The 25323-nt window shown below is 38.5% G+C and carries 21 protein-coding genes; 9 read left to right on the top strand and 12 right to left on the bottom strand.

What is annotated here, in order from left to right; all coding sequences use genetic code 11:
• Nucleotides 1-25: 25 nt before the first annotated feature.
• Nucleotides 26-640 carry a hypothetical protein gene (locus ACRXC1_RS04130; protein ID WP_433656702.1) on the bottom strand — a complete coding sequence of 205 codons (615 nt, stop codon included), beginning with the start codon at nucleotides 638-640 and terminating at the stop codon, nucleotides 26-28.
• Nucleotides 641-743: 103 nt separating this feature from the next.
• Between ACRXC1_RS04130 and ACRXC1_RS04125 the strand changes: the two genes are divergently transcribed.
• Together ACRXC1_RS04125 and ACRXC1_RS04120 are read left to right on the top strand one after the other, a co-directional pair.
• Nucleotides 744-1121: a hypothetical protein gene (locus tag ACRXC1_RS04125; RefSeq protein ID WP_433656700.1), complete on the top strand. Its 378-nt coding sequence runs from the start codon at nucleotides 744-746 to the stop codon at nucleotides 1119-1121.
• A gap of 143 nt (nucleotides 1122-1264) precedes the next feature.
• Entirely contained in the window at nucleotides 1265-3028 is a 1764-nt protein-coding gene (locus ACRXC1_RS04120) for an ABC transporter ATP-binding protein (protein ID WP_433656698.1), read from the top strand.
• Nucleotide 3029: 1 nt separating this feature from the next.
• Here the strand turns inward: ACRXC1_RS04120 and ACRXC1_RS04115 are convergent, their stop codons facing one another.
• Nucleotides 3030-4382: a hypothetical protein gene (locus ACRXC1_RS04115; RefSeq protein WP_433656696.1), complete on the bottom strand. Its 1353-nt coding sequence runs from the start codon at nucleotides 4380-4382 to the stop codon at nucleotides 3030-3032.
• Nucleotides 4383-4585: 203 nt separating this feature from the next.
• Here ACRXC1_RS04115 and ACRXC1_RS04110 point away from each other — a divergent pair, with 203 nt between their 5' ends.
• Nucleotides 4586-8542, top strand: coding sequence for a hypothetical protein (locus ACRXC1_RS04110; RefSeq protein WP_433656694.1), 3957 nt, complete (start codon nucleotides 4586-4588; stop codon nucleotides 8540-8542).
• Nucleotides 8526-9047: an NYN domain-containing protein gene (locus ACRXC1_RS04105; RefSeq protein ID WP_433656692.1), complete on the top strand. Its 522-nt coding sequence runs from the start codon at nucleotides 8526-8528 to the stop codon at nucleotides 9045-9047. The genes ACRXC1_RS04110 and ACRXC1_RS04105 overlap by 17 nt, the downstream gene beginning before the upstream one ends.
• 1 nt (nucleotide 9048) lies before the next feature.
• On the opposite strand, the gene ACRXC1_RS04100 is transcribed toward ACRXC1_RS04105, so the two are convergent.
• From ACRXC1_RS04100 to ACRXC1_RS04075, 6 genes are all read right to left on the bottom strand, one after another.
• Nucleotides 9049-9579, bottom strand: coding sequence for an NUDIX hydrolase (locus tag ACRXC1_RS04100; RefSeq protein ID WP_433656690.1), 531 nt, complete (start codon nucleotides 9577-9579; stop codon nucleotides 9049-9051).
• Nucleotides 9580-9587: 8 nt separating this feature from the next.
• Nucleotides 9588-10244 carry a hypothetical protein gene (locus ACRXC1_RS04095; RefSeq protein ID WP_433656688.1) on the bottom strand — a complete coding sequence of 219 codons (657 nt, stop codon included), beginning with the start codon at nucleotides 10242-10244 and terminating at the stop codon, nucleotides 9588-9590.
• Nucleotides 10245-10252: 8 nt separating this feature from the next.
• Nucleotides 10253-10972: a glycerophosphodiester phosphodiesterase family protein gene (locus ACRXC1_RS04090; protein ID WP_392911554.1), complete on the bottom strand. Its 720-nt coding sequence runs from the start codon at nucleotides 10970-10972 to the stop codon at nucleotides 10253-10255.
• Entirely contained in the window at nucleotides 10972-12642 is a 1671-nt protein-coding gene (locus ACRXC1_RS04085) for a hypothetical protein (RefSeq protein ID WP_433656686.1), read from the bottom strand. The genes ACRXC1_RS04090 and ACRXC1_RS04085 overlap by 1 nt, the downstream gene beginning before the upstream one ends.
• 19 nt (nucleotides 12643-12661) lie before the next feature.
• Nucleotides 12662-14092 carry an aldehyde dehydrogenase family protein gene (locus ACRXC1_RS04080; RefSeq protein WP_433656684.1) on the bottom strand — a complete coding sequence of 477 codons (1431 nt, stop codon included), beginning with the start codon at nucleotides 14090-14092 and terminating at the stop codon, nucleotides 12662-12664.
• Nucleotides 14093-14158: 66 nt separating this feature from the next.
• The gene (locus ACRXC1_RS04075) at nucleotides 14159-14398 is read right to left on the bottom strand and encodes a hypothetical protein (protein ID WP_433656682.1); all 240 of its coding nucleotides are present in this window, start codon (nucleotides 14396-14398) and stop codon (nucleotides 14159-14161) included.
• 243 nt (nucleotides 14399-14641) lie between these two features.
• Here ACRXC1_RS04075 and ACRXC1_RS04070 point away from each other — a divergent pair, with 243 nt between their 5' ends.
• On the top strand, nucleotides 14642-16633 hold the full coding sequence (locus ACRXC1_RS04070; RefSeq protein WP_433656680.1) for a transketolase C-terminal domain-containing protein: 1992 nt from the start codon (nucleotides 14642-14644) through the stop codon (nucleotides 16631-16633).
• A gap of 115 nt (nucleotides 16634-16748) precedes the next feature.
• On the top strand, nucleotides 16749-18749 hold the full coding sequence (locus tag ACRXC1_RS04065; protein WP_433656678.1) for an alkyl/aryl-sulfatase: 2001 nt from the start codon (nucleotides 16749-16751) through the stop codon (nucleotides 18747-18749).
• 16 nt (nucleotides 18750-18765) lie between these two features.
• On the opposite strand, the gene ACRXC1_RS04060 is transcribed toward ACRXC1_RS04065, so the two are convergent.
• Nucleotides 18766-20652: an MFS transporter gene (locus ACRXC1_RS04060; RefSeq protein ID WP_433656676.1), complete on the bottom strand. Its 1887-nt coding sequence runs from the start codon at nucleotides 20650-20652 to the stop codon at nucleotides 18766-18768.
• A gap of 82 nt (nucleotides 20653-20734) precedes the next feature.
• Here ACRXC1_RS04060 and grxB point away from each other — a divergent pair, with 82 nt between their 5' ends.
• Nucleotides 20735-21382, top strand: coding sequence for a glutaredoxin 2 (gene grxB / locus ACRXC1_RS04055; RefSeq protein WP_392911542.1), 648 nt, complete (start codon nucleotides 20735-20737; stop codon nucleotides 21380-21382).
• Between the two features lie 2 nt (nucleotides 21383-21384).
• On the opposite strand, the gene ACRXC1_RS04050 is transcribed toward grxB, so the two are convergent.
• Nucleotides 21385-21831, bottom strand: a complete 447-nt coding sequence (locus ACRXC1_RS04050; RefSeq protein WP_392911540.1) for a DUF962 domain-containing protein — start codon at nucleotides 21829-21831, stop codon at nucleotides 21385-21387.
• A 72-nt stretch (nucleotides 21832-21903) separates the two neighbouring features.
• Nucleotides 21904-22539 (bottom strand): 50S ribosomal protein L25, encoded by a 636-nt coding sequence (locus ACRXC1_RS04045; protein WP_392911538.1) that lies wholly within the window; start codon nucleotides 22537-22539, stop codon nucleotides 21904-21906.
• A 109-nt stretch (nucleotides 22540-22648) separates the two neighbouring features.
• On the opposite strand from ACRXC1_RS04045, the gene ACRXC1_RS04040 reads away from it, so the two are divergent.
• The gene (locus tag ACRXC1_RS04040) at nucleotides 22649-23302 is read left to right on the top strand and encodes an alpha/beta hydrolase (RefSeq protein WP_433656673.1); all 654 of its coding nucleotides are present in this window, start codon (nucleotides 22649-22651) and stop codon (nucleotides 23300-23302) included.
• 88 nt (nucleotides 23303-23390) lie between these two features.
• A complete protein-coding gene (gene grxD, locus ACRXC1_RS04035; RefSeq protein WP_392856768.1) occupies nucleotides 23391-23780 on the top strand; it encodes a Grx4 family monothiol glutaredoxin in 390 nt (129 codons plus the stop codon).
• 9 nt (nucleotides 23781-23789) lie between these two features.
• Here the strand turns inward: grxD and ACRXC1_RS04030 are convergent, their stop codons facing one another.
• Nucleotides 23790-25247, bottom strand: coding sequence for a two-component system sensor histidine kinase NtrB (locus ACRXC1_RS04030; protein ID WP_433656670.1), 1458 nt, complete (start codon nucleotides 25245-25247; stop codon nucleotides 23790-23792).
• Between the last annotated feature and the right edge of the window lie 76 nt (nucleotides 25248-25323).

Here is a 25323-nt window from a genome sequence, read left to right as displayed (position 1 = left end):
TACTTGAAAGTACTTCAATGAAATCTTAATTTTTTTCTAATAAATATTTTGGAATTTCGTAATTTGTTAAACGACTCACAATATAGAGTCTTCCACTCTTTGTAATAATGCGAAAGAAGTCATCACCTATTTCAGGATCGCGTAACTTCTTTCTTAAGCGGCTTAAGTTAACATCCATTGTACTCTCACTTGTGGAGCCAAAAATGAGTTCACTTAATTTAGACTTCTGTCCATTGCCGGCCCTTAAGATAAAGCGAAATAATTCAGTATCGGTATGACTAACAAGATGGAGCATCTTGAACATTTCCATTTGGTGAATACGGCTTGTGAGAATTTCCATAAAATCCTCAAACGGTGTGCCCTTAACTGCAAAGAGATGTCCACCTATTGGCAGCAGGCGATTAAGGTTATGTTGTTTAAGTGTATCAACTAGCGTCACAAACTTAACCCTCGTGTACTGGGCCTTCTCAATGAAGTCGTCAGTGATCTCATCTAAATCTAAAATGAGTATTTCACCAGGAGAAAGTTCAAATGGAAGCTCGTCTAAATACTCAAACTTGGCACCATAGAGGGCCTCTATTTCCGCTTCCCTAAAGATTTTCTTGCGATTAGACGTGTAAGCTTTTAATTTTATTGACATAGTAAACCTTACGTATTTGTAAGTAAATAATATTGCCTAAACATATTATCATCATGTTGTACCAATAACAATAGTTGGTAAATAATAAAACTGGAGGTTATGGATGAAAGAAAGAAGAGTGTTTGAGAACATCGCTGAATTAATTAGAGTCAAAAGACGTTCTTTATCACCTAAGGTGTCACAACAAGGATTGTCGTACCGCCTAGGTTATAAGAACGGACAATTTATAAGTAATATTGAACGCGGACTATGCTCTGTGCCACTACGTTCACTGAATACAGTTTGTAGTGTTTTAAAAGTATCCAAAGAAGAACTTAAAGAAGTACTTCTAAAAGATTACGAGCAAACAATTGATAATTATTTCGCGGAAGCGGCCCAGCAAGATCAGGCCAGCGCGAGTGTTGAGGCGAGGGACGCTTCAGCATCTAGTGACAAGGAACTGAAGGGAAATTTTGAATTTGCCAGCAGTTTAGTCATCTAATATAGGGTGACTTCGATTACCCTCAGGTGTACTCAACAAGCACTTCGATTCAATATAATCTGAGTGCACCTGAGGAACTTTTTCAAATTAAGAAAATTAGGCCATAATGCTCTCACTACAAAGTACATGCACTAGAGGTCTAAATGGAAACTCAATCCCCATTACAAAAACTAATTAATCATTTCAAAAATAAACGCGGCCAAATCTATACGGCCTCATTCTTTTCAGTCTTAAATAAAGTATTTGATATTGCTCCTCCCCTGCTTATCGGTCTTGCCGTTGACACAGTTGTCAAACAAGAAGACTCATTTCTTGCAGGAATGGGAGTCTCTGATAAAGTCCATCAAATCTATATCCTAGGTTTTCTAACTTTTATTATTTGGGCACTTGAGTCCCTCTTTGAATACCTTCTTAAATTATGGTGGCGCGGATTGGCCCAAGAAGTTCAACACGACCTTCGAATGGAAGCCTACGATCATCTTCAAAACTTACATATTTCTTTCTACCAAGATAATAACTCAGGGAATTTAGCGACCATTCTAAATGACGACATCAACCAACTTGAGCGCTTCTTAGATGTTGGGGCCAATGATATTATCCAAACCCTAACAACAGTCGTTTCAATTGGTGCAATCTTCTTTTATCTTTCACCGCAAATCGCCCTCCTATCACTAACACCAGTACCATTTATTCTTTGGGGAAGTTTCTACTTTCAAAAGAAGGTACAACCTCGTTATCAAAATGTTAGAAGCGAAGCTGGTCTTCTTGCCAGTATGCTTGTGAATAATATTGCGGGGATGATGACAATAAAATCATACGTTGCTCAAAAATTTGAATACGAACGCCTCGAGAAACAATCAAATCAATATGCCAAGGCCAATAAAGATGCCATTCGCGTCTCTTCTTCTTTTAGCCCAATCATTAGAATGGCCGTTCTATGTGGATTCCTCTTTACACTTATCATCGGTGGTATCGACGTTCTTGATGGAAAGCTAGAAGTTGGATCTTACTCTGTTCTAATCTTTTTGGTTCAAAGATTACTTTGGCCACTAACAAGACTTGGTGAAACTTTTGATCTCTACCAAAGATCGATGGCCTCAACGTCTCGTGTGATGGAGTTAATTGAAACAGAAGTTAAAGTAACTGATGGTGGAAAAGAGCTTCAAGAATTTAAAGGCGCTGTTGAATTTAGTGGCATCAATTTTAAATATGATGAAGAAGACAATACAGGTCTTAAAGATATCAATCTAAAAATTGAAGAAGGACAAACCATTGCTCTTGTAGGCCCTACAGGCTCTGGAAAGTCCACAATGTTAAAACTTCTTCAACGCTTCTATGATCCGCAAACAGGGGCCGTAAATTTTGATGGCCACAATATTCGTGAGCTAAAACAAAACTCACTGCGCTCACATATTGGTTTTGTTTCGCAGGAAACTTACCTCTTTCATGGAACAGTTCTTGAAAATATCATTTATGGCTCACAAGGTGCATCTGAAGTTGATGCCATGAGAGCGGCAAAGCTTGCTGAAGCACACGACTTTATCGAGCTTCTGCCAAATGGTTATCAGACCATTGTTGGAGAGCGCGGTCAAAAACTTTCAGGTGGCCAAAGGCAGCGTATTGCCATTGCTCGTGCGATCTTAAAGGACCCGAAGCTTTTCATTTTTGATGAGGCAACAAGTGCAATTGATAATGAAACAGAAGCGGCAATTCAGCGCTCTCTTAAGACAATCACAAAAGGGCGTACAACAGTCATGGTTGCCCACAGGCTTTCAACGATTATTCACGCAGACCAAATCTGTGTTTTAAATGAAGGAAAGATTGAGCAACGTGGAACCCACGAAGAACTCATTGCTCAAGAAGGCCTCTATAAAGCTCTTTGGAGTGTTCAGACAGGAACGGCCTAAACTAGAAAGCAAATTTAAGTGAAGAATAAATGGTGTCGTTAGCTCGATAAGCTGACCAATAAGAATTCTTATTTGGTGACTTAATCAGCTCGGCACCTAAATTTAAACTAGCAGCACCACGCCAAAAAGCATAAGTCGCTTCAGCTTTTAAGATAATATCATCGCGATCAAAGTCATATTTTAAATCCCCCATCACATTGATGAAGTCATTAAAGTAATAACGCCCACGCATCCCAAGAGCATTACTCCACTTCGCCGTATCAGAGAAGAAATCATCTGATCCACGCTCATTATTAGTAAGAAGGTTGATATAGTTTACAGAAAACATATAGTAACCTTGGTTTACGTTAAATGAGACAGAAGCATAACTTTCTTTTTCGTAGTTAGGCTCGATATTGAAATATTCTGATTCGAATTTCTTATTTTCTTCACGGCTAAAGTCAACAACCTTAAAGTCATTTCCAAAAGTCGCTGTTGGGTCACTCATATCAATACCGGCAACCATTTGGACGTCACCTAACTGCTGCTTATACTGAATCCCATAATAAAGATGGTGGTTAACAACCGGAGAAGCATCAACAGCAATAACGTCGCGATCTTGATCAAAGCGAGCATCAGCATTCATCTGTAGGCTATTTTGTGGCTTATAGATAAAGAAGGCCGAAATCTCTGAGCTCTTCTCTTCATTAGTTCCAGAAAGTCTAAATCCAAGAGACTTATTCTTTACAACATCATTATAGATATTAGGCATATCAATTGTGTAATAAAGAGGAAGAACATTACCTTCAAGTACCGTGTACTTTGGAGGAAGCCTTACCCACTCACTCTTACTCGATACATTCCCATTTTCAATCTCAAGTCCTGGGTTCATCCCCGGAACAAAGAAGTATGAGAAGAATACTGAAAAATTGAGATTCTTATTAAACTTGCGATCGTATTGAATACCGACTAGTCCTTCCTTCTTTTCAGAAAGTAGGTAGAAACCTTGATTTGGGTTCAGTGTACTAAGTAGCCAGTAGTCTTCATTCTCATTCCACCTAAGAAGCTGTCGACCAAGTGAGATACGATTATCTTCATCTTTGAACTCGATATAGGCCTCAGGCATTGAAAAGTTAAAGGCCGGCTCTTTTGTGACATAGGCCCTTGCTGCAAATTCACCGTAGACTTTACCATTCCACGCTCTCGTCTCGTAATTTCCTTCGATTTGGGCCCAGTCGTCGTACTCAGACTTCTTAGCTGGATCATTTAAACGTTGGAATTTCTCGTAAGACACACTTCCGTCAAGCTGTGCGTAAACAGCAAGGCCAGATAGCGACACGCATAATAATGTAATTTTTTTGATGAATTTATTCATTAAAATTAATTAAATCAGAAAAGAATCGTAAATAGAAGCTTTTAACTCGGATTTGGTAGCTATTACCCTGAGTGTTAACACTTTTGACAGTATACTGTTAGGAATTGTGTACACTTTTAACGCAACTCGTAAAAACATTTCAAAATATTCGGTTATTCCTTTTCATTTAACTAGAAATTTTCTAGAATTTGGGTGAGGGAATTATGATTAAACACACTAAGTTATTGAAATTACGAGATTTCATTGCCTACCTCTTGGTAGCACTACTAGTTTCGTCTTGTGGTTTCGTCAATGATGACCCTGTCGAAGGTGCAGACATCGCTGAGTATGACGGAATTTCAGCTAGTTGCAAAATCGACACGGATCGTATCAAAAAATTATTCGAAGTTAATATCGAAAAAGACCTTAATTGCGTCCAAGATACACTAAATAAATTCAAATATGTTGAGTCTAGAGATAATCGTTTCTTCTTCCGCGAAGATATCGTGAAGTTTGCTCGCAAGTATATGGATAATCCAGCAGGCTCTGCTGATGATATTATCGAAGGCCTTGATCTTCTTTTCAAGCTGAACACTCTCCTTCAAAGAGATATCCCGGGACAAATGTCTCGTACAAAGATTGATTCTTTCTTTCAAATCCTAAAAGAATTTAACCGCTCAGCAGTTAAGATCGTAGCGACAGTAAAAGAGCTACAAAAAGTAAAATCAAAAGAAGACTATTATAAGACTTCGGCGATCCTTAGAACTCAGGCCGATGCCTTTTCTGCAAACCTAAATGAAATCCTTCAACAAATCCCTGGGCCGGCACAGGCCATTGATATTCAAAGTCTAATTCTCGACATTACAAGAGACCTTAAAGACTTTAAACTTGGTAAGGAGCTTCTAAACTCACTACTATTTGCTAAGAAACTATTTCTTGGTGGTTCACGTATCTACGTTGACTCTGATGAGTTTGCCCAACTATTCACTTTCTTCCCAGTTTTCTTACAAAATACAATTGATATCTTCTTCCTTAAAAAGGAATACTTTGAAGATGGTTCTGAATACTTCAACAAGCTTGCAAATAACCTAGAAGAGCTAAAGCTCTTTGTTTACGAGCACCAGAAAGAAGAAAATATCATTACTATTGCTGACATCAATAATATCATTGATGAATTCTTCAATGAAGATGATGACTTTATCTCAACAATTCTTGGAACAAATAAAGATACTAACGTTAAGCTTAAGTCACTTATTCGTTATGCAAAGAGAGACCTAATTCGTGGTAATCCAGAAGTCTTCTCTTATGCTGATGTTGAGCTTTCACTTGGTGTTGTTAACGTTGCCCTAAGATCTTTTGAATCAGTAAATGTCTTAAATGACCTTGTTAAAGAGATCGAAGAAAAAGACTTTAACAGAAAGATCGAAATTAAAAAGCAATTCCGCGCAGAAGTTGGACGCCTAAGTGAAAACGCAAAGAAGCTATTAGACGAAGATATTTCAATTCCTCGTAACCACGAGATGAATGTTCTTAAATTCGCTAATGATACAATCAAGCTTTATGACATTGATCTCATCGAAGACGTTGTTAAGTCGTTTATGGCCCTAAAAGTTGTGACAACTGGTGGTAGCCGTGAAACACTTCTTTTCCCAGAGCTAATGACACTTCTATCAAAGACAGACCCTCTTGCGGCCCTATTCTTTGACCTGAAATACCTTGCGAAGGAATACCTAGAAAAGACTCCACTAGAGAAGAATAATTTCTTCCTCGCTCAAGTTAGATCGGTTCAAGACCTTATTCTAAATGAGCTTGAAAATGATCAAGTTATTACAGTTACAGATATTAATAAGCTAATTGAACAATTCTTTAATAAGCCTGAAGACCTTGGTAAAGGGATCGCTATTAAGAACCTTGTTCTCAATTATAAAGATAATATTTTAAGACTTCCGCCAGAAGTTGATTATCTTTCATTTAAGCAATTTAAGTCGACAGTAAATGTTGTTGCCATCGTTTATCGCTATCTAGCATTCCTTGATATGCATATTGAGAATGTTAAGCTTTTTAAAGATGACGGTTCAAAGACAGCGAGAAAAGTTATCTCAAAAAAGGAATATGTTAACCAATTCCTATCGATTAAAACGGAATTAGCAAATTACCTTCTTGATAAAGACTTTGTTAACCAAGATGGACTGATTAAATCACTTATCGCTCGTCTTAAAGAGTCAGGCGGAATGTTTAAGGAGCCATTTAACTGGAAGCTTTATTCAGAGGCCATGGCCCTTAAGGGACTTGTTCTTGGTGGTAATAACCTTATTTTAAATCGTGATGATCTTTACCACTTAACTGAAAAATCACAATCACTTGCAGAAGTACTTTATGATGCATTCTTCACAGACTTCTCTGACGAGACTCAGTCAGTACAGAATACGGCGAAGGTTCTTGAGCTTCTACGTAAGACTCGCTCAATCTTCCACCCTATCACTGAAAAGAAGAATTACTTTACAGCAAAAGAGATTCTTTCATTTGGTGATGAGCTAATTAAAGAACTTAACCGCAGGTCAGATAACCCTAAAGATGAAAGTGAGCTACTTAAGCTTTCAAACTTTAAGCGTACACTAATTGACTTTACTCAGCGTATTTTTGATCCAATTCCACGCTCGGAGCTAATGTATCCAATTCCATGTAAGCCAAACCCGGCCTATGATGCCGATAAGCAAGGTAGTTCTAAATGGATTTGTTCAGAGCTAGATCCTCCGGGAAGTGAGAACTTTGATCTCATGATTACAAGTGATGCTGTTAATCGTATCCTCGATATTGCAGATAGCGCGTTTGAGACTCTTCTCTTCTCAGATTCGACTTTCCAATTCTTCAATGAGAGAATGAATACGCCTAAGCCGCTTTACATTGATCGTCGTGAGTACCCAACAGAAAGAGAAGTTCCTGAGTATAAACTAATCACGAAGAAATCATATGTGGTTCTTATTGAAGAGTTTACGAAAGTTGCACGCGACTACCGTTACTTTAGAAATAAAGATGGTTTCCCAACTTACCAAGCGGATATCGTAAGAAATAAGACAGGGTTTAACTCAATCATGCTCTTTAGAAATGTGCTTCCACACATGCTTGAGGGTTATAAGACAGAAGGTGATACAACTCCTCCAAGACAGTCAAAAGGTTTATCTGATAACCAACTTAATAATGCACTCGTTGGACTAAAGGCCGCTCTAGAAGAGATGGGGCTTTGGACAGAGGACTTTAAGACATTTGGTGAAAATATTCTTCTTCTATCAGACCTTTTCCAAGCGACTTCTGGTGGTGACCTTTTTATCAACCTAGATGAAGTGAGTGAGTTCATTGAACTAATCTTTACTGCTGCAAAGATTACAACTTTGATCGAAGAAAACTTATACGAAGAAAAAGAGTGCGATACTAGAATTGATGAAGCAGGCTTCTCAGTCATGGACTCAAAGTGTATTCGTACAAAATTCTTTGATAAGTTATTTGGAGAGGAAGAGCTAAATCTTTCGAAGTACTTCCCTCGTCTAAAAGAATACGTAAATAACAATAGCAGAGGACACGTTGTCGAGTTCATCAAAGGTGTCGAGATCTTCTCAAGAAGTGTTGAAGATGTTGATAAGATTTGGTGGAGAAAGAAAGACTTCACTCTTGTTATTGGAGCAATGTTAAATATCGAATCGACTTATATTCGTTTTGATAGAAACGCAGATAATAAATTGGACCGTGGTGAACTGGATCGCGGTTACAAGGATGCATATAAGAACGCAATCATTAGTATTGCTAAACTAAAAGGTAAATTAAAGACCTTTGGACGTACAGCATTCTTCTACCTACTAAAGTACCACAAAGACCCAGGTGTGGTTAATATCGCTTGGACTCACGTGTGGTTTAAGAAATACTTCAATGATTTTGAGGCCAAGCGTCTTGATATCAGTGAGCTACTAAGATTCTTAGTAGACAAGCGTAAGCCAGAGGATCCTTCAATTATGTTTAAGGAAGAATTGGCAGCTTGTGCACTAGGTAGAGCAGATGTTGATGAAGATGAGTTAAACGAGATTTTCAAGGGTATGAGTATTGAAATGATCGAAGCACAAATCAAGCAATGTCACGCTGACTACGTCCAATCAAACGGAAGTGAAGCATTTTATGGAAATTTTCATTAATCAAACTGTTGCCATCCTAATCGATGGCAACAATATCGAAAGAAGTATTCACAGCGTAACAAATAACTCAAATACGATGGTTAATTTTGATACGCTCATTCCAAAACTCCTAGATAATCGAGGGCTTAATCGCCTGATCTATTTTAGAGAGGGAAAGAATATCTCTTCTAAACTTACTGAGCGATTACACAATCACTACTACGGTTCGGTTATCCCTTGCCACAAGAGTGCGGATATCCCTCTGACAATTAAAGCGACACAACTTGCCTCAAAGGTTGATACAATTATCATTCTTTCTGGTGACTCCGATTATATCGAGCTTGTTCGCCACTTAAGAGCAGAAGGTGTTCGTGTTGAAATCGCCTCAATCCCAGAAACGACTTCGAGCCTACTTGTGGAAGAAGCCGACTATTATCACGAAATTGATGAAAGTGATTGGTTTGAGCTACAAGGTCAATCAAGACAGACTAGGCCTAAGAAGTATAGTAAGAACAAGCGAAACTAATTTAAGACTGAAGAAGGTATCGACTTAGACAAAGCTCAGATAAAGAGTGATCAACTTCCTTTAGCTTTTCTTTTAGATCAGCGACAGGAACAAGTTCTAGCTCGATATCTTCGTCTTCATCAAAATTTTGCTTTCCATCAGGACGACAATTTTTAGCTAGATAGAAGTGAGCAGTATTGCTCATAAAAGCAGGATTTACACTAACCGGACTTAGGCTTTCCCACTCATCGCTGATGTAGCCAGTCTCTTCTTCCAGCTCTCTCTTGGCGGCAGCAAGAGGGTCTTCACCGCGCTCAACAGCTCCGGCCGGAGTTTCAATTGTGATAACGTCTTTTCCAAAGCGGTACTGCTTAACGAGGACAACTTTATCATCTTCAGTAATGGCAACAATATTCACCCAATCTGCGAGACGAATAATGTCATACGGGCCTGCTCCTATTGGCTTCGTTGGATGATTGGCAACAATGGTTTCATATAAAAAGATATTGCCACGATAAACGTTCTTTCTCTCTTTAATAATCCACTTTTCCATCTTACCTCCTAGAATTCCATTAGCATGGCGGCATCATTTGGCTTTGTTGCCTCTAAGATTTTCTCATTCGTACGATCTCTTAGTTCAAGATATTTAATGAAAGCATCCTTTCCGATCTTTTCTAAAAGAAGATCATCATATTTTTTTTGAATTTCGCGATCAAAGGCCATCTCTTCTTCAGTAGGATTGTAAGTATAGTTTTCACCGTACTTCTCTTCTAACTGTTCATGCATTTCTTCAAAAGCAGAGACCTTATCATTGAAGAGACCTTCTCTCATACTCAAATAGTCTTTATATTCTTTTTCAGTAAGTCCGAGCTCAGAAATAAATAACTCTTTTACATTTGTCAGCCACTCTTCTTCAAGGCGATCAAACTCTTCTTCTTTGGCCTCTAGCCTTCTCTCAAGATCCTCATCGTCCACGACGTCCAGATCTAATTTGGCAGCATTACCATTAGGCTCAACCGCCTCGGCACTATCATCATTTCCAGCGGCTATTTTCTTAGCTGGCGAATCCTCAAATTCCACAACTTGAACTTGAGAAGTCATAATGTCCTTGGCCTCATTGTCCTTAGCTGTTTTTGAATTTGATTGTTGAGAAGTGAAAAGGTAGAAACCACCGGCGGCGATGGCAAGTATGATTATAGCAATTACGATTTTTTTCATAAATTAACTCAAGGTTTAATATTTTCAAATATAATATTAGCACCTAAACGCTTAGCTGTCCTCATTTGTTCTTTAGTTCTTACTGTCCAAAAGACAATATTATTAAAAGTAAAATGCTTGATGATACTAAGCTGTACCTTTGAGTATGTGTCGATATCAAGGCCTATATAGTCTGGCCTGATGACTGGAATGAAAGTCATATTCTCTAAGAGCTTCTGCTTGAGAGGGTTAAGAGTCGTGTCACTAAAATCTCTTGTGACAAGAAGGCCTAAAATAACGGCCGGATAGTGTTTGCGAAACCACTTAAGGGTAAATGGATTGAAGGATTGAATTGTATAATCCCCTTCATAGCCTTGAAGGATCTTCATTACTTCAGACTCAAGCTCCCCCGTATGTTCGTAAACCTTAAGTTCAATAATAAGTGGAACTTGTCCGTCTACTAACTCCAAAACTTCTTTGAGGGTTGGAATCTTCTCTTTTGTTTCATTGATGTAGAGTTGTTTTAGGCTATCAAGAGTATATTGAGAGACCTTTCCGTTGCTACCGGTAAGTCGCTCAAGAGTCTCATCGTGAAAGACCACCACATGGCCATCGCTTGATAAGTGGACATCTAATTCTATAGCGTAATTATGTTTAATGGCCGCCTTGAAAGCGGCCATCGTATTTTCAGGTTTTTTATCGTCGTGTAAACCACGATGGGCAATATAAGTATCGAGATAGAATGCCATTATAATGTTCTTAAGAACATACGAAGATCTGATTTATCCTCTTCACTAAGTAGTTCGTTCCCCTCTTTATCTGTAAAGATTCGATTATAGTGACCTGCATTTGAAAGTCCAGGTAACTTTGTATTGTAATATGCTTCTCTAACTCTTCTCTCTTCAGGAATATCCATTCCCACAGGAAAACCATTGCAATCAAAATCAAAGTCAAGCATCGGATCCACTGCTGGGATCTGATAGAATTCCTTCACACGCTTTGACGGCTCAGTCATAAGCTCACAAAGGTTTGGAATTGAGTTATTGTGCATATACGGCCAACGCGCCCAAATCCCATTTAGTGGAGGTGGTACATATCCCTTTTGTGGCTCAACTACTGTCTTCATCCACTTAGAAATGGCAAGCTCATTTAAAGCATCTGCAAAGTAAGCCGTTCCTTGGTAACGAAATGGATCTGTTCCAACATCCTTAACAGGAGTTTTCTCATGATAGATAAGTTTTCTTGTTTTGATCTGCTCACTCTTAGACATCAGCCCAGAAAATGGAAGGTCCCAATTCTTCTGATACTCACCGTGACATTTCTGACAACGATTTTCAAAATGCTTCTGTCCTCTTTTTGCAGCATCAATATCAATTCTTGAAACATCAAAGAAGTCATCAATACGAGGCGCTTTTGTTGAGAAGGCCGCGGCCGTAAGCTCTTTAATAATTTCAGGATTATCTTGAAGCCATTTTTCTAGCTCATATAAATCAGTTCCACGCCCAAGCTCATTCCAAAGGAAATTTGTAAAGATTGGGTTTCCTGCAACAATTGAACCATCTGATAGCCAACGAGTTTTATACTTCAGTGTCCACCAAGGCATAGGCTTTGAATCAGCAACTGTTGACTTTAATGGATTAAATCTTGGAAAGACTTCATTTAGTTTCGACTTTGAAGCATACGCATCTTGCTTTCTGTGAGCAAGAGACAGTGCAACTTGTGGAAGAGAAGTATCAAGTCCTAGAACCATTGGTGATGCTGCTCCAACAGCGTGAATATTCTTCTTTGTTCTCTTTAGCATTGCTACTTCATCATCAGTAGCATTCGTAACTTTTTGGAAAGTCTTCGTTGGAATAAATGGAAGTAGCTTCTTGGCCTTTACAAAGAGCTCATTTGCCTTAACTGTTTTATTTGTAAGGCCCATCACTGATGTGCCAAAGAGACTAGCAGAGTGGCAAGTGGCACAACTAAAAGTCAGACCTTTCCCCCACTTCGTATCAACAATACTGGCACCCATATAGTAGTCAGGTTTATATCCTTCAGGATAAGGGATGCGGTAAATTCCAGTAGCATCTTCGTCATTGTATGGATTAAGTCCAAGCCACTGATAGAAAGATTCAACACTATTAATACCAAATTGCTTTTCACCAAGAGTTGTTAAAACAAAGTTAACAAATTTCTCATCACGAAGTTCAAAGAAATTATTAAAAGCATCATATGGAATGAGAAGTCCTGTAACACTTACTGGCCAAACCAGAGCGTGCTTAAGTCCATCTTGTGTGACTTGCTCATATTCTTCTTGAGAAAGTTGATAAAGGTTTTCGCGATTCTCACCCTTTTCAATTTTAGCATCACGTCCCCAATCAGGTGCGTATGAAAAAGCCTGTAAACTAATTAGTAGTAAAAGTAGTGATTTCATCCTCTCTCCCCTCAAAGATTTAGAATAAGATTAGCTTCTTGCGAGTGTAATCTTCCATCGCATATGCGATCCCCTCACGGCCAAGTCCAGAATCCTTGATCCCTCCATAAGGCATGGCATCCATGCGAAATCCTGGGACATTGTTGAAGATAATTCCTCCAACATCAATTCGTTGACTTGCTTCCTTCATATTTACTAAGCTGTTCGTAAAAACACCAGCTTGGAGTCCATATTTTGAATCATTTACAAGCTCAATAGCCTCTGAAAATGAGTCATAAGGCTCTAGAATCACGACTGGGCCAAAGATCTCCTCTGAAACGACCTTCATATCCAAATCTGTATTAGTTAAAACTGTAGGAGCATAGATATGGTGGTCCTCATCGATAATATGGCCACCGCAAAGTAGCTCGGCCCCATTTGAAATGGCCTCTTGTACCCACTGATGAATTCTCTCAAGAGCCCCCTCGTTAATCACTGGCCCATTGATAACACTTTCATCTTTTGGGTCACCTGAACCAATAGTCTCAACTTGTTCAAGAAATTGCTCCACAAATTCATCAAAGATATCACTGGCAATAAAAACTCTCTGTGTTGAGATGCAAATTTGTCCCGAGTATAGAAATGAGCCTGTAACAATTTGAGATGTTACGGCCTCCATATCTTCTACGTCATTAACGATAACTGCCGCGTTACCGCCAAGCTCTAGCAGACATTTCTTCTTTCCACTTAAGGCCTTAAGGGCCCAGCCAACTTTAGCACTTCCGGTAAATGAGAAAATATTAATTCTTTCATCTTCTAAGAATCTTTGCGCAAGTTCATCTTCACAGATCACAATATTTACAACACCTTTTGGAAAACCAACTCTTGAAAGAAGTTTAGCAAAAGCAAGTAAAGTTATAGGTGTTTGCGGTGAAGGCTTAACGATAATGCTACAACCAACAGCAAGTGCTGGAGCAATTTTATGAAGAGCTAGATTTAGTGGAAAGTTAAATGGAGAGATACCAAAAACGATTCCCTCTGGTTCGTGTCGAACCATGGCCATCTTATCAGCTCCTGGCCCATAAGAAAGATCAGGAGTTTCACTACTGTGATGACGTGCCTTCTCGCCAGCGAGTCTAATAGTTTCCACACAACGAGCAATCTCACCCTTAGCATAGCTAATTGGCTTCCCCGCTTCTAGACAAATTAGATGAGAAAAGAAAGCGGCTTCTTCCTCTAAGAAATCAGCAAGTTTTAAAAGTAGTTTGCTTCTTTGAGCGCTATCGAAATTTTGAAACTCCTCAAATGCATTAAGTGAAGACTGAATAACTTTTTCGTACTGATAAGAAGCTAAGAGATCCACTTCATTTAAAATACTTTGATCGTATTTATTTAAGACTTCTATTGAGCTTTCGCCGTAAAGAAATTCATCGTCCACAAATGAAGAACGAAATTGCGAAAAATTTTGCATAAAAAAACCACCTTGCTTAAGGTGGTATTGTATCTATTCTAAAAATAATGGGTCAATTAATATTGCTTAAAAATCGAACTCACTACCTGCATGCTGGGTGGTTAATTCATAATTCAAGGAAGGGTTATCTCTTAAGAAGAGCTCTTCGCCTCCCATAAATAATTTGATAGAACATAGGTAGCAAAGTTTAACTTTTACTTCTCTACCATTGAAGCTTGAATACAATCTTGCTTTAATCATCTTGCTTCTGCGAGGTCCATTGGCCAATGACCAGTTACGCCCTGCAGCTGAACATGCATCACACATCGCTACCACCCCCGTGTTATTTCAAATAGATAAATTGTGTTTAACAACAGTTTCTATAGATTTTATCGTCATTCTAAAATAAAACTTAATAAATTTATAGTTACTGTATTTTCAGATATTTACGTTTTACGGATTTGGCCCAAAGTGCCAAACTATTTGGTCAGCAAATATTCTCTGGCCAGAAAAAATTCCCTCGTGATACCTTTTATAAGTTATTGAAAATCAACGAATTCGGAGAAGTTAATGACTGCAACTATCAGCCCATTAAAAGTAAAAAATCATCTTGCACCGGCACCGACAACGGCCCCAATTTATGCAACTAAAATTCATAACTTAGCGGGAGAGGAAATCACTCTTGCTGACCCAAAAGCGACAAGAGCTCTTGTTGCACTAATGAATCAACACGCAGTAATTGGTGGAGCAGCTTGCCACTGGGGAGGCCCTGCGGCTTTCGCTGAGATGATGAGTGCCCTACACTCAATTATGTTCTCACAAGGACCAAATTGGTTTGAGAAATTTAACTTTGTAAACGACGCTGGTCACGCTGAAAACGGAATCTACGCTCTTCGTGCAAACCTAGGTTTCGATGGCCTTACATTTGAAAGCCTACGAGGTTTTCGTTCAATAACTTCTAAACTTACTGGTCACGGTGAAGCTCACCTAAACCCAGAAGGCGTTTTCATTTCTAACGGGCCATTAGGCTCAGGTCTTCCTCAAGCTCAAGGTCTTGCTCTTGCAGATAGAGCGATTGGAAACGATCGTGTGACTGTTTGTACAATCTCTGATGGTGGTTGTATGGAAGGTGAAGCACGAGAAGCAATGGCAGCAATTCCGGGACTTGCACAGAAAGGAAAGATGAATCCATTTGTTATGATCGTCAGTGATAATAACACTAAACTTGGTGGACGTATTACAGAAGATAGCTTTGACATGAAAGGAAGCTTTTTGGCCCTAAGAGAAATGGGTTGGGATGTTGTTAGAATCGAAGAAGGACACAACCTAGAAAGAGTTTACCAAGCAATCGAAGAAAATATTGCAAAAGCAAAATCAAATGAACTTAAGCCAGTTGCTCTTGTTATCAAGACAATCAAAGGTTACGGCGTTAAAGCGACTGAAGAAGCAAAGTCTGGTGGACATGGTTATCCACTAGGTGCTTATGACGAAAAACTTATCTCTTTCCTTGAAGAAATTTATAGCGGTGAAACTTGTCCAGAAGAATTTACAAATTGGGCAAATGAAATCCTAGCTTCAAAGCCAGCTCCTAAAGAAGGAGCAAAGAGTTCAGTACCTTCTGACAAGGTTCAACCAGGTCTTGCCAATGCAATGATTAAGGCAACAAAAGAAGGGCTTCCAGTATTTTCTGTAACGTCTGACCTTGCAGGTTCAACTGGTGTTGCGGGCTTCCACAAAGAATTCCCTAACCACTATGTCGATATTGGTATTGCAGAATCTAATATGGTTTCAACTGCAGTTGGTATGGCAAAACAAGGATTCATTCCTGTTGTTGATACATTTGCACAATTTGGTGTCACAAAAGGAAACCTTCCTTTAATTATGTCTCAACTTTCACAAGGTGCTGTGATTTGCTTATTCTCACACACAGGATTCCAAGATGCTGCTGATGGTGCTTCTCACCAAGCGACAACTTACTTCTCTGCTGTTGCAGGTATTCCAAATACAACAGTTATTGCTCTTTCAACAAAAGAAGAAGCAGAAAGCCTAATGTATCAAGCGATTAAGAGATACGAAGAAGCTGTTAATAAAGGTGAAACACCAGAAACAACAGTATTCTTCTTTGGCCGTGAAAAACACCCAGTATCATATACAGAAGGTGGAAACTACGGTTGGGAAAAAGCTCAAGTTCTAAAGCAAGGAACAGATGGGATTATCGTAACTCACGGACCACTTGTTCAACAGGCCCTTAAAGCTGCAACTGAACTTGAAGCAAAGGGAAAAAATATTACAGTTATTAATAACCCATTCATTAACAAGATTGATGTTGAAACATTTAAAGATCAACTAGCAAAGAATGGAAATAAAATTGTCACTGTTGAAGATCACCAACTAACAGCTGGTGCTGGTGCGATGTTATGTCACGCTCTAAAACAAGAAGGACTTGAATTTAATATGAAGTCTCTTGGAAATGATGGCCACTTCGGTCAATCTTCTTATACTGCACTTGAGCTTTATAAGAAATTTGGCTTTGATGCAGATGCAATGATCAATCAATTCTAATTAATACTAAGGCCTCAGTAATGAGGCCTTTTTTATAACCTTTCTTAGGCCCATCATAACCAAGCTTTAGCCGATATCCCCCTTAAGTAAAAATAATAAATAATAAGGAGGAATCGTGTTTCATTCCAAGAAAGTATTCTATCTCATTGTCCCCATTCTAATTCTAAGTTCTCTCTTAAGCTGCACTCGTGGTTCAAGGTATTCATTTTCAAATGATTCTAAACCCGCATCACGATACACGCTTGATGCTCACAAGAAGGTTGCACAAGAGTTAAATTTTGATGACGACCGAGACTTTAAAGACTCTCAAAAAGGCTTTATTGCAAAACTGGAAGGGCCAATTAAGTCGAAAGATGGAATGAAAGAAATTTTCGACCCGGCCAAGTTTCCTTCTCTAACACAAGGAAAACCACCAGAGACAGTCAATCCAAGTCTATGGCGTCAGTCACAATTAACAGCAATTAATGGACTCTTTCGAGTAACTGACCATATCTACCAAGTTAGAGGAATTGATCTTGCAAACGTTTCTTTTATTCGCGGAAAAAAAGGTTGGATAGTTATTGATCCTCTCATGACAACAGAGACGGCAAAAACAGCATTAGAGCTTGTGAGAAAAAATGTTGAAAACTTACCTGTCACTGCAATTATTTTCACCCACTCTCATATCGACCACTTTGGAGGTGTATTTGGAATTGCTAGTAAGAGTGAACTTGAAAGTGGAAAAATTCAAATTATCGCTTCAAAAGATTTTGTCTATGAGTCAGTAAGTGAAAATGTTATTGCTGGTGCGGCCATGAGTCGTCGTGCTGAGTATATGTATGCAAGAACATTAGACTTTGGTCCACAAGGTTCGGTTGGAACAGGACTAGGAAGCTACACTCCTAATGGTGAGTATGCCATTGCTAAACCGACGACAATTATTGATCGAGACAAAAGCTTAGTTGTTGACGGTGTAACTATCGAGTTCATGTTTACTCCAGGAGCAGAAGCACCGACAGAAATGATGGCCTACTTTCCAAGAGATAATGCACTTTGTGGTGCAGAGATTTTAAGTCATACGATGCATAATATTCAAACGCTAAGAGGTGCTCAAGTAAGAGACAGTCTTATGTGGTCAAAACATATTCAAAGAAGCCTTGAAAAATATAGCAAGGCAGAGGTTCTTTTTAACTCTCATCATTGGCCAACTTTTGGAAATGATCGAGTCGTCTCTCTTATGGCCTCTCAAAGAGATCTCTATAAGTTCATTCACGACCAATCTGTGAATCGCTTAAACAAAGGTCTCTCAGGTACAGAACTTGCCGACAGTATCGAGCTTAATAAGAATCTTGCAAAAAACTTTGCGAATCGTGGCTACTACGGAAGTCTCAGTCATAACACTAGGGCCGTATATGATAAGTATCTAGGATTCTTTGATGGAAACCCAGCACATCTTAACCCTCTGCCAGCGGTTGAGTCAGCAAAGAAAACCATTGCCTATATGGGAGGAGCAGGTGATGTCCTAGAGATGGCCATTAAGGATTATAAAGTTGGTGAATACCGCTTTGTTGCTGAAGTTTTAAATAAGCTAATTTTTGCTCAACCAAAGAACGTCAAGGCCAAGCAGTTATTAGCTGACACTTATGAACAATTGGCCTATCAAGCAGAGAATGCCACGTGGAGAAATTTCTATATTCAAGGAGCTCAAGAGCTGCGCTATGGAGTTGGTATGCCTGCACCACCAACAGCATCCCCTGCAATTTTATCTCAAATGGATACCGAGTTATTACTAGATTACTTATCCGTAAGGGTTAATTCAGAAAAGGCCAACGGTGCAGACTTAACGCTTGAATTAAATATTACAGATAAGAAAGAAAAATACTATTTAACACTAAGAAATAGTGTGCTGAACTATTCAAAGAGAAAGCCACAAGAACAAAATCGTCAATTGGCCTCTGATGATAATGCAAGCATCTCATTAAAGCATGGCCAATTTGTTAAACTTGCCATGGGAGCACTTTCTTTTGCTGAGCTTGACGAGAAAAATATTAACTATAGTGGAGATAAGAAAGTATTTGATAATCTCAATGAAACTCTCGATACCTTCCCTAGTACCTTTAATATCGTGACACCTTAAAAAAAAAGCCTCTGTACTACAGAGGCTTTTTATATTCTACGACCATTTTTTCTTCGAGATCTTTATAACAGAAATTTTCTGGTGGGATAGAAGGTAGAATCACAACTCTAATTTTCCTACGCTTTAGAAAATTCCAACGAATTCCTTTAAAAACACCTTTTCCTGAAAATGAATAAAAACTTCCCCAGAGGCCTTTAATCACGATTGGAACGACTTGTGCGTTAGTCTGCTCAACGACTTTTTTAATTCCAGGCTGATACCTTCTTGGCTCACCATCACGAGTGATCCACCCTTCTGGAAAGAAGCCTACACAACGCTCTTCATTCAGTGTCATATTTAACTTTGAATATGCTTCATCAAGTATTCTAGGATCTTCTTTTCTCGTTGCAATTGGAATGAGGTGTCCTTGCATAAAGAACTGCTTAAGCCCCGGAATATTATAATAGCGATGATCAATGACCCAACGAATAGGTCTTGGTGAAAGACTCATCACTACACCCCAGTCAACAAAAGAAGTATGGTTTGCAGCAATTACAAGTCTTCCTTCTTTTGGTATATTATCTTCACCTTCAATCTGAATGTCGTAAAGAAAAGTTGTTAAAAGCTGAATAACAAAACGCCACATTTCTTCATGGAAGAAGTAGTAGCTGATCCCAGCGTAGATTAGATTCAACCCACCAAGAATAAGAAGATTATCAAGAGCAGTTGAGCCCATCTTATTTAGGACAATAATTGAGACGGCCGCAACTACCATAAAAATAGCATTCCAAATATTATTGGCCGCAATTGTACGAGCAAGCTTCTCTAAAGGAGCACTATGCTGCATAAAAGTTAATTGTGAAATATAGAAGTTTCCACCAAATATTGTAATTAGAAGAAGATCAATAATCGCTCTAAGAGCAAGCGGTTGTGCAAAGAATTCGGCTGGTGGCATAAGTGCGCCTGTTACAGACATCGGCCACTGAGTTGAAATATAGTAGAGATCAAAAACAGCAAGAGACATCCCCACTGCCGCAACCGGAACCATTCCCACTTCAATTCTCTTACCCGATAGCTTTGAACAAATCCAAGACCCTAGTCCCATCCCTACCGTGAATGTCGCCATGAAAATATTTGTTACCATCTCACTACCGTAGAAAACATTCTTAATAATGGCAGGCATAACTGAAAGAACAAATGAGCCTAAGAACCAAAACCAAGAAACTCCCATCATGGCACGAAACGAGTTCCTCTCTTTCATAGAGTCTCTAAGAAGCCTAAAAGTCGGTTTTACAAATGTATAATCAATTTTAACATCTTCATTGATATCATTAATCTTATTTTGAAAACGCGCTGAAATGATTCCTAAGACAGAAAAGGCCAAGATAGCAAACGCCGCGGTACTAGTTGCATCAGGAGCAGAAGCTGCAAGTCCCCCAATAATTGTCCCGATAAGAATGGCCACGAAAGTTCCCCCACCAATAAGTGCTGTTCCCGTCGTTAACTCATCATCTCTTAATATTGTTCTAAGAGAAGAGAACTTTACTGGAGAAAAGAATGAGGACTGACCACCCATGAGAAATAGTGTCAGCATTAAGAGGCCGTAGTTCTCTAATAAGAGTCCAATTGCACCAACGATCATAAAAGCAAGCTCTGTATATTTGGTAACTTTAATTACTTGTGCCTTATCAAAGTGGTCTGAAATTTGACCAGATGTTGCAGAGAATAAGACATATGGAAGGATGAACGCTCCTCCGGCAAAGGCCACAAGAGATTCTGCACCCAGTCCAAATAATGAGACATTCTTATATGTAATTAAGATAATTAGAGCATTTTTAAATACGTTATCGTTTGCGGCACCTAGGAACATCGTCCAAAATAGAGGCCAAAACTTTCTTTCTTTATAGAGCATTGCTAATGACATTGTTTTTCCTTAAATAATTCTTAACAATATTGTACTATTATTTACTGATACGTAATGACGCACAAACCCGAAAGGAATCTATATGAAACTTTATCACTATATCCACTGTCCATTTTGTGTAAGAGTTCGCATGGCACTTGGTTTTTTTGGAATCGAATATGAATCAGTTGTCTTAGATTACAACGATGAGAAGACACCTGTCGAGCTTACTGGAACAAAGATGCTACCAATAATGGAAATTGATGGCGAGATCATGAACGAGTCACTTGATATAATCAAGGCCCTTGCAATTCACAGCGACAAGGATTTAAATCTTTCAAAACTTAATAGCGAAAGCTTTAAGCTCCTCAGTGACTATCTTGATCAACTTGGAAAAGATGTTCATAACTTATGTATGCCTTACTGGGCATGGTCAAAAGAATTCACTCCTGAGGCGAGAGAATATTTTATCAATAAGAAGTCGGCCAAGCGTGGCCCATTTCACTTACTTGCACAAAATAAGGCAGAGTACTTACACGGCCTTGATCAAACACTTTCTCAACTTCCGGCAAAGCTTTTACCGTTTTATGAGAGTGATAAGTTTACAATTCTAGATATTCTTTTAGCATCTCATCTATGGGGAATGTATATCTTTCCAGAGTATCAATTCCCTCCACAAATTCACATCTACCTTCAGAAAGTGAAAGAGCTAACGAATTTTAAATATCATGAAGATTTCTGGCGCAACTAGCGCTAGGACTTCTTACCTAAGAAAACCCAAATCGGTCCAATAAGAAGGAATTGAAGATCTTCAAAGAATGAAGGCTTCTTTCCTTCAATCTTATGCCCAATAAACTGTCCTATCCAAGCAACAACAAAAATAACAATCCATGTGACAAGAAAGTACTCTGCGAGAAGTTCTACGAAGAAGAATTGAGTTAAGAGCATAAAAGGAATCACAAGTGCTAGCGCAACACTAATGGCCTTTAAGTTCTTTAATGAAAGATAAAAGAGACTGGCCACAATAACAAAGGCCCAGGCCCAATTAAAATAACCAAAGAAAGCTGGCCTAGGAATACACCAAAACATTCCAAGTAAAGACCAAGTGATGAGAGGAACACATACTTCATGAATACGTTGATTCATTTTATTCTGGTGTGATTCACCGTACATTTCAAGCCATGTATCTAATGATTTCATTTGAGTGCTCCAAAATAATAAAGGGAGACCATATGGCCTCCCCTCATTATAACATAATCATTTTTTTAAAAATTATGAAGCTGCTTCTTCTTTCTTTTCTGCCGCTTCAGCGTCAGCGTGAGTTTCAACAACCATTTCAGTTTCTTCAACTTCTGGCTCAACAACTACTTTTGGTAGGTGACAAGAAACAACTGATGCAGTTGGCTCATGTGCCCAAGTAAGACCTGTTGGTAGAGTGAAGTGCTCTAGAGACCAGTGTCCATCAAGCTCAAGACCAGTGATATCGAACTCTAGTGATTCTGGCATATCTTTTGGTAAACCTTCTACTTCAACTTCATGCATATTGAAGTTAATTAGACCACCAGCTTTCGTTCCAACAGCTTCACCAACAAAGTGAATTGGAAGTGAAATAACAACCTTATCTTTTGCTGATACCTTGTGGAATGAGCAATGAACAAAGTCTGTTCCGAGGTGTCCTCTCTGTACGTCTGCTAGAGTTACAAGGTGCTTCTTACCTTCGAACTCTACTTCAAATACTTTTCCTGAAGTGTGTAAAAACTTTGAAAGACCTTGCTTTGGAACCATAAATTGAGCTCCTGCAAAACCTTTGCCGTAAATAGTTCCTGGAATATATCCGTCTTTTCTCATTTGAGTTGTTGATCTTCCCGGTTTTCTTGTTTCAACTTTTAAAATACTAGTTGTTGACACATTTTCCTCCTGTGTTCCGTGGATTCAATAGATAGTATTCTATCGACTGTTCATAAAAAAAATTTAGATAAAACTTGAATAAAAACACACAATCACATATTTTTTCCCTATGAAAACCGACTTAAAAACACAGCTACTCGACTCATTCTATATACCTGCAAGTGACATCACTCCAACGAGTTCACAAAAGGTCATGATTATCCTTCACGGCCTAGGTGATAGCCTGGAATCATATAAAGTATTCACTCAGGAAATTAATGTCACAGGCCTTAGTTACCTACTGCTTAACGCTCCAAAGAAGTATTACTTTGGCTACAGTTGGTACGATATTCCACCCAATAATCCAGTTCCAGGCATAGAAAATAGTGTCAGACTTTTAACAAAGATTATTGATGAGATCGTGGCCAATAATGAGCATATTGATTATAGCGATATTTTTATTGGAGGATTCTCACAAGGTGGGTGTGTTAGCCTTGAGACGGCCTACCAGCTTGAGCATAAGCTTGGAGGTATTATTCTCATGTCACCAAGAATCTACCCAGAAAGACGCCCTCGAGAGCTTTCGACTTGCCTAAAGCAAACAGATATTTTCTGTGCCCATGGAAGTCTTGATCCTGTAATTGATATCAATCAAACAAGAGCAGGGATTGATCATTTGGTGTCTTTGGGAGCTAATGCACAATTCCATGCCTATGAAATGGAGCATGAAATTGATATCGATGAAGTGATTCAGCTACGTAACTGGTTGAATGAGCGTCTTTAATTTCCGACACTTACCCTAAGCTATTTCCAAAACTGCCATTATTAGGTAAGATAGAAGAAATTGAAACTCAGGAAATAAAGGAATCAATATGAGCGATAACCCATTCAACATTCTTGGTAAAGAATCAACTCCTATTAATCAAGGAGAAGCAGTTTCTGGTGCAGATAAGTCACAAGAACTTAATATTCAAATCGAAACACTAATTAAATCAGCTGACCTTTTCTTATTCATGAAAGGAACACCTGATATGCCAATGTGTGGTTTCTCTGCAAATACAATTGCAATGTTAAACTCTGTAGGTAAACCATATAAGACATTTAATATTTTAGAAGATATGGACATTAGAGAAGGTCTAAAAGCTTACTCTAACTGGCCAACTTACCCACAACTTTACTTTAAGGGTGAGCTTGTAGGTGGTAACGATATTATCACTGAAATGTTCCAATCAGGACAATTACAAGAAGTTCTAAATAGCTAATTAGTTTTTTTAAGAATCGACGCTAGGCCTTACAACGTTTTGGCCTAGCGATATTGAAAACGTTGTATATTCAAAGTCTTTTTCAAAATCAAGAATCATATTATTTTCAAGCGCTAACTTTTTCGAAATACTTAATCCGAGTCCAGTTCCCTCTCCTACATCTTTTGTCGTAAAGAAAGGTGTAAAAATATCCTTAACGTCCTTATCCTTGATTCCATCACCACCATCTTGAATATATATAGTGTAGTGATCAAGCATTGATTCCTCTACCCAGATTTTAATCCAACACTTTTCCAAGCTTTCAAATTTATGAACTGCTTGATAAGAATTTGTAAGAAGATTTAAAACGACTTGATAGAATTCATTCTTCTTGCAAGCAACCTCAAGTTCACTAAATGGATTTTTGAAATCGATATAAATCTCACGCCCTGTTTGGGCCTGAAAAAGTCCTAAAGAATCTTGAATTAATTTATCAAGATTGTGAACTTCTTTTGAGATAGAATTTGATGAGCGAGAATAGATTTTTAAACTATTTGCAATATTCTCAATACGATCAACTTGCTTAATAATACTTTCTAATTTCTTTAGGTACCCAGGGTCAGAGTCTTTGATCTTACCGGCATAACGATCTTTTAGCTGTTCGGCCTGAATGCGAATAATACACAATGGATTATTGATCTCGTGAGCAATACCAGCAGACATTTGTCCAAGAGAGCGCCATCTTTCAAACTCTTCAAATTGCTTTTCTTGCATTTTTAAGGTGATGCGATTGGTATGTTCTTGATGAACATCACGAATCTGAACCATATAGCGGCCAACACCTTGAATAACAATATAGGTTACACTTATACGACAAAAGCGTTTTTTCGAGCGGCGCTTTCGGTAAATAGGATGAGTTACCTTAAGAGCAACACCATCAAGACGTTTTGCTTGTTCAAATGTATTCAAAAAGAAAAGATATTCTTCATCATCAAAAATAACTTCAGAAAACTTTTCTCCCACAAGACTTTGCTTTGTCACCTTATTAATATCTAAGATAACAAGCTGATTATTTAAAATAAATAAGTCATCATCAGTTGCAGTATAGAAATTTTTAAATAGAGTAGAGATAAAATTTTCTGGGCCGGCATTTGTATTTCGGCTATAAACCTCAATATAAGAAGGTTCGTTCCCGGTCGCAGAATAGCCAGGCTGAAGCCATACTTCCCACAGGTCTCTCTCCCCCAGTAAATTTATGCATTCAGAAAAGAAGTGGCATGCTTCTCCTTTCTTTGCTTTCTCGAATTGCTTAAGGAAGAACTCCATTTTATCATCAGGAGTATATTTAAAAAGATTGGTCCCAATATTCAGGCCATAACCAAGATAGAGATCATTGACGTAAGTACACACCCCATCAAAATCGATGTGACAATAATGGATATTCGAATTTAATAGCTCCTTATTGAAGCTACTATTCGGTTTATTCACTTGGCGTCTCGTCTCAATCATATTGACTATAATTGTTTTAAATCAACTTCTTCTAAATATAAAATCGCCTCTATTA

The sequence above is a fragment of the Halobacteriovorax sp. GFR8 genome (assembly GCF_050955245.1).
Classification (GTDB): Bacteria; Bdellovibrionota; Bacteriovoracia; order Bacteriovoracales; family Bacteriovoracaceae; genus Halobacteriovorax_A.
Note: the sequence above shows the minus strand (reverse complement) of the source record. Positions and strands in the feature narration are given on the sequence as shown.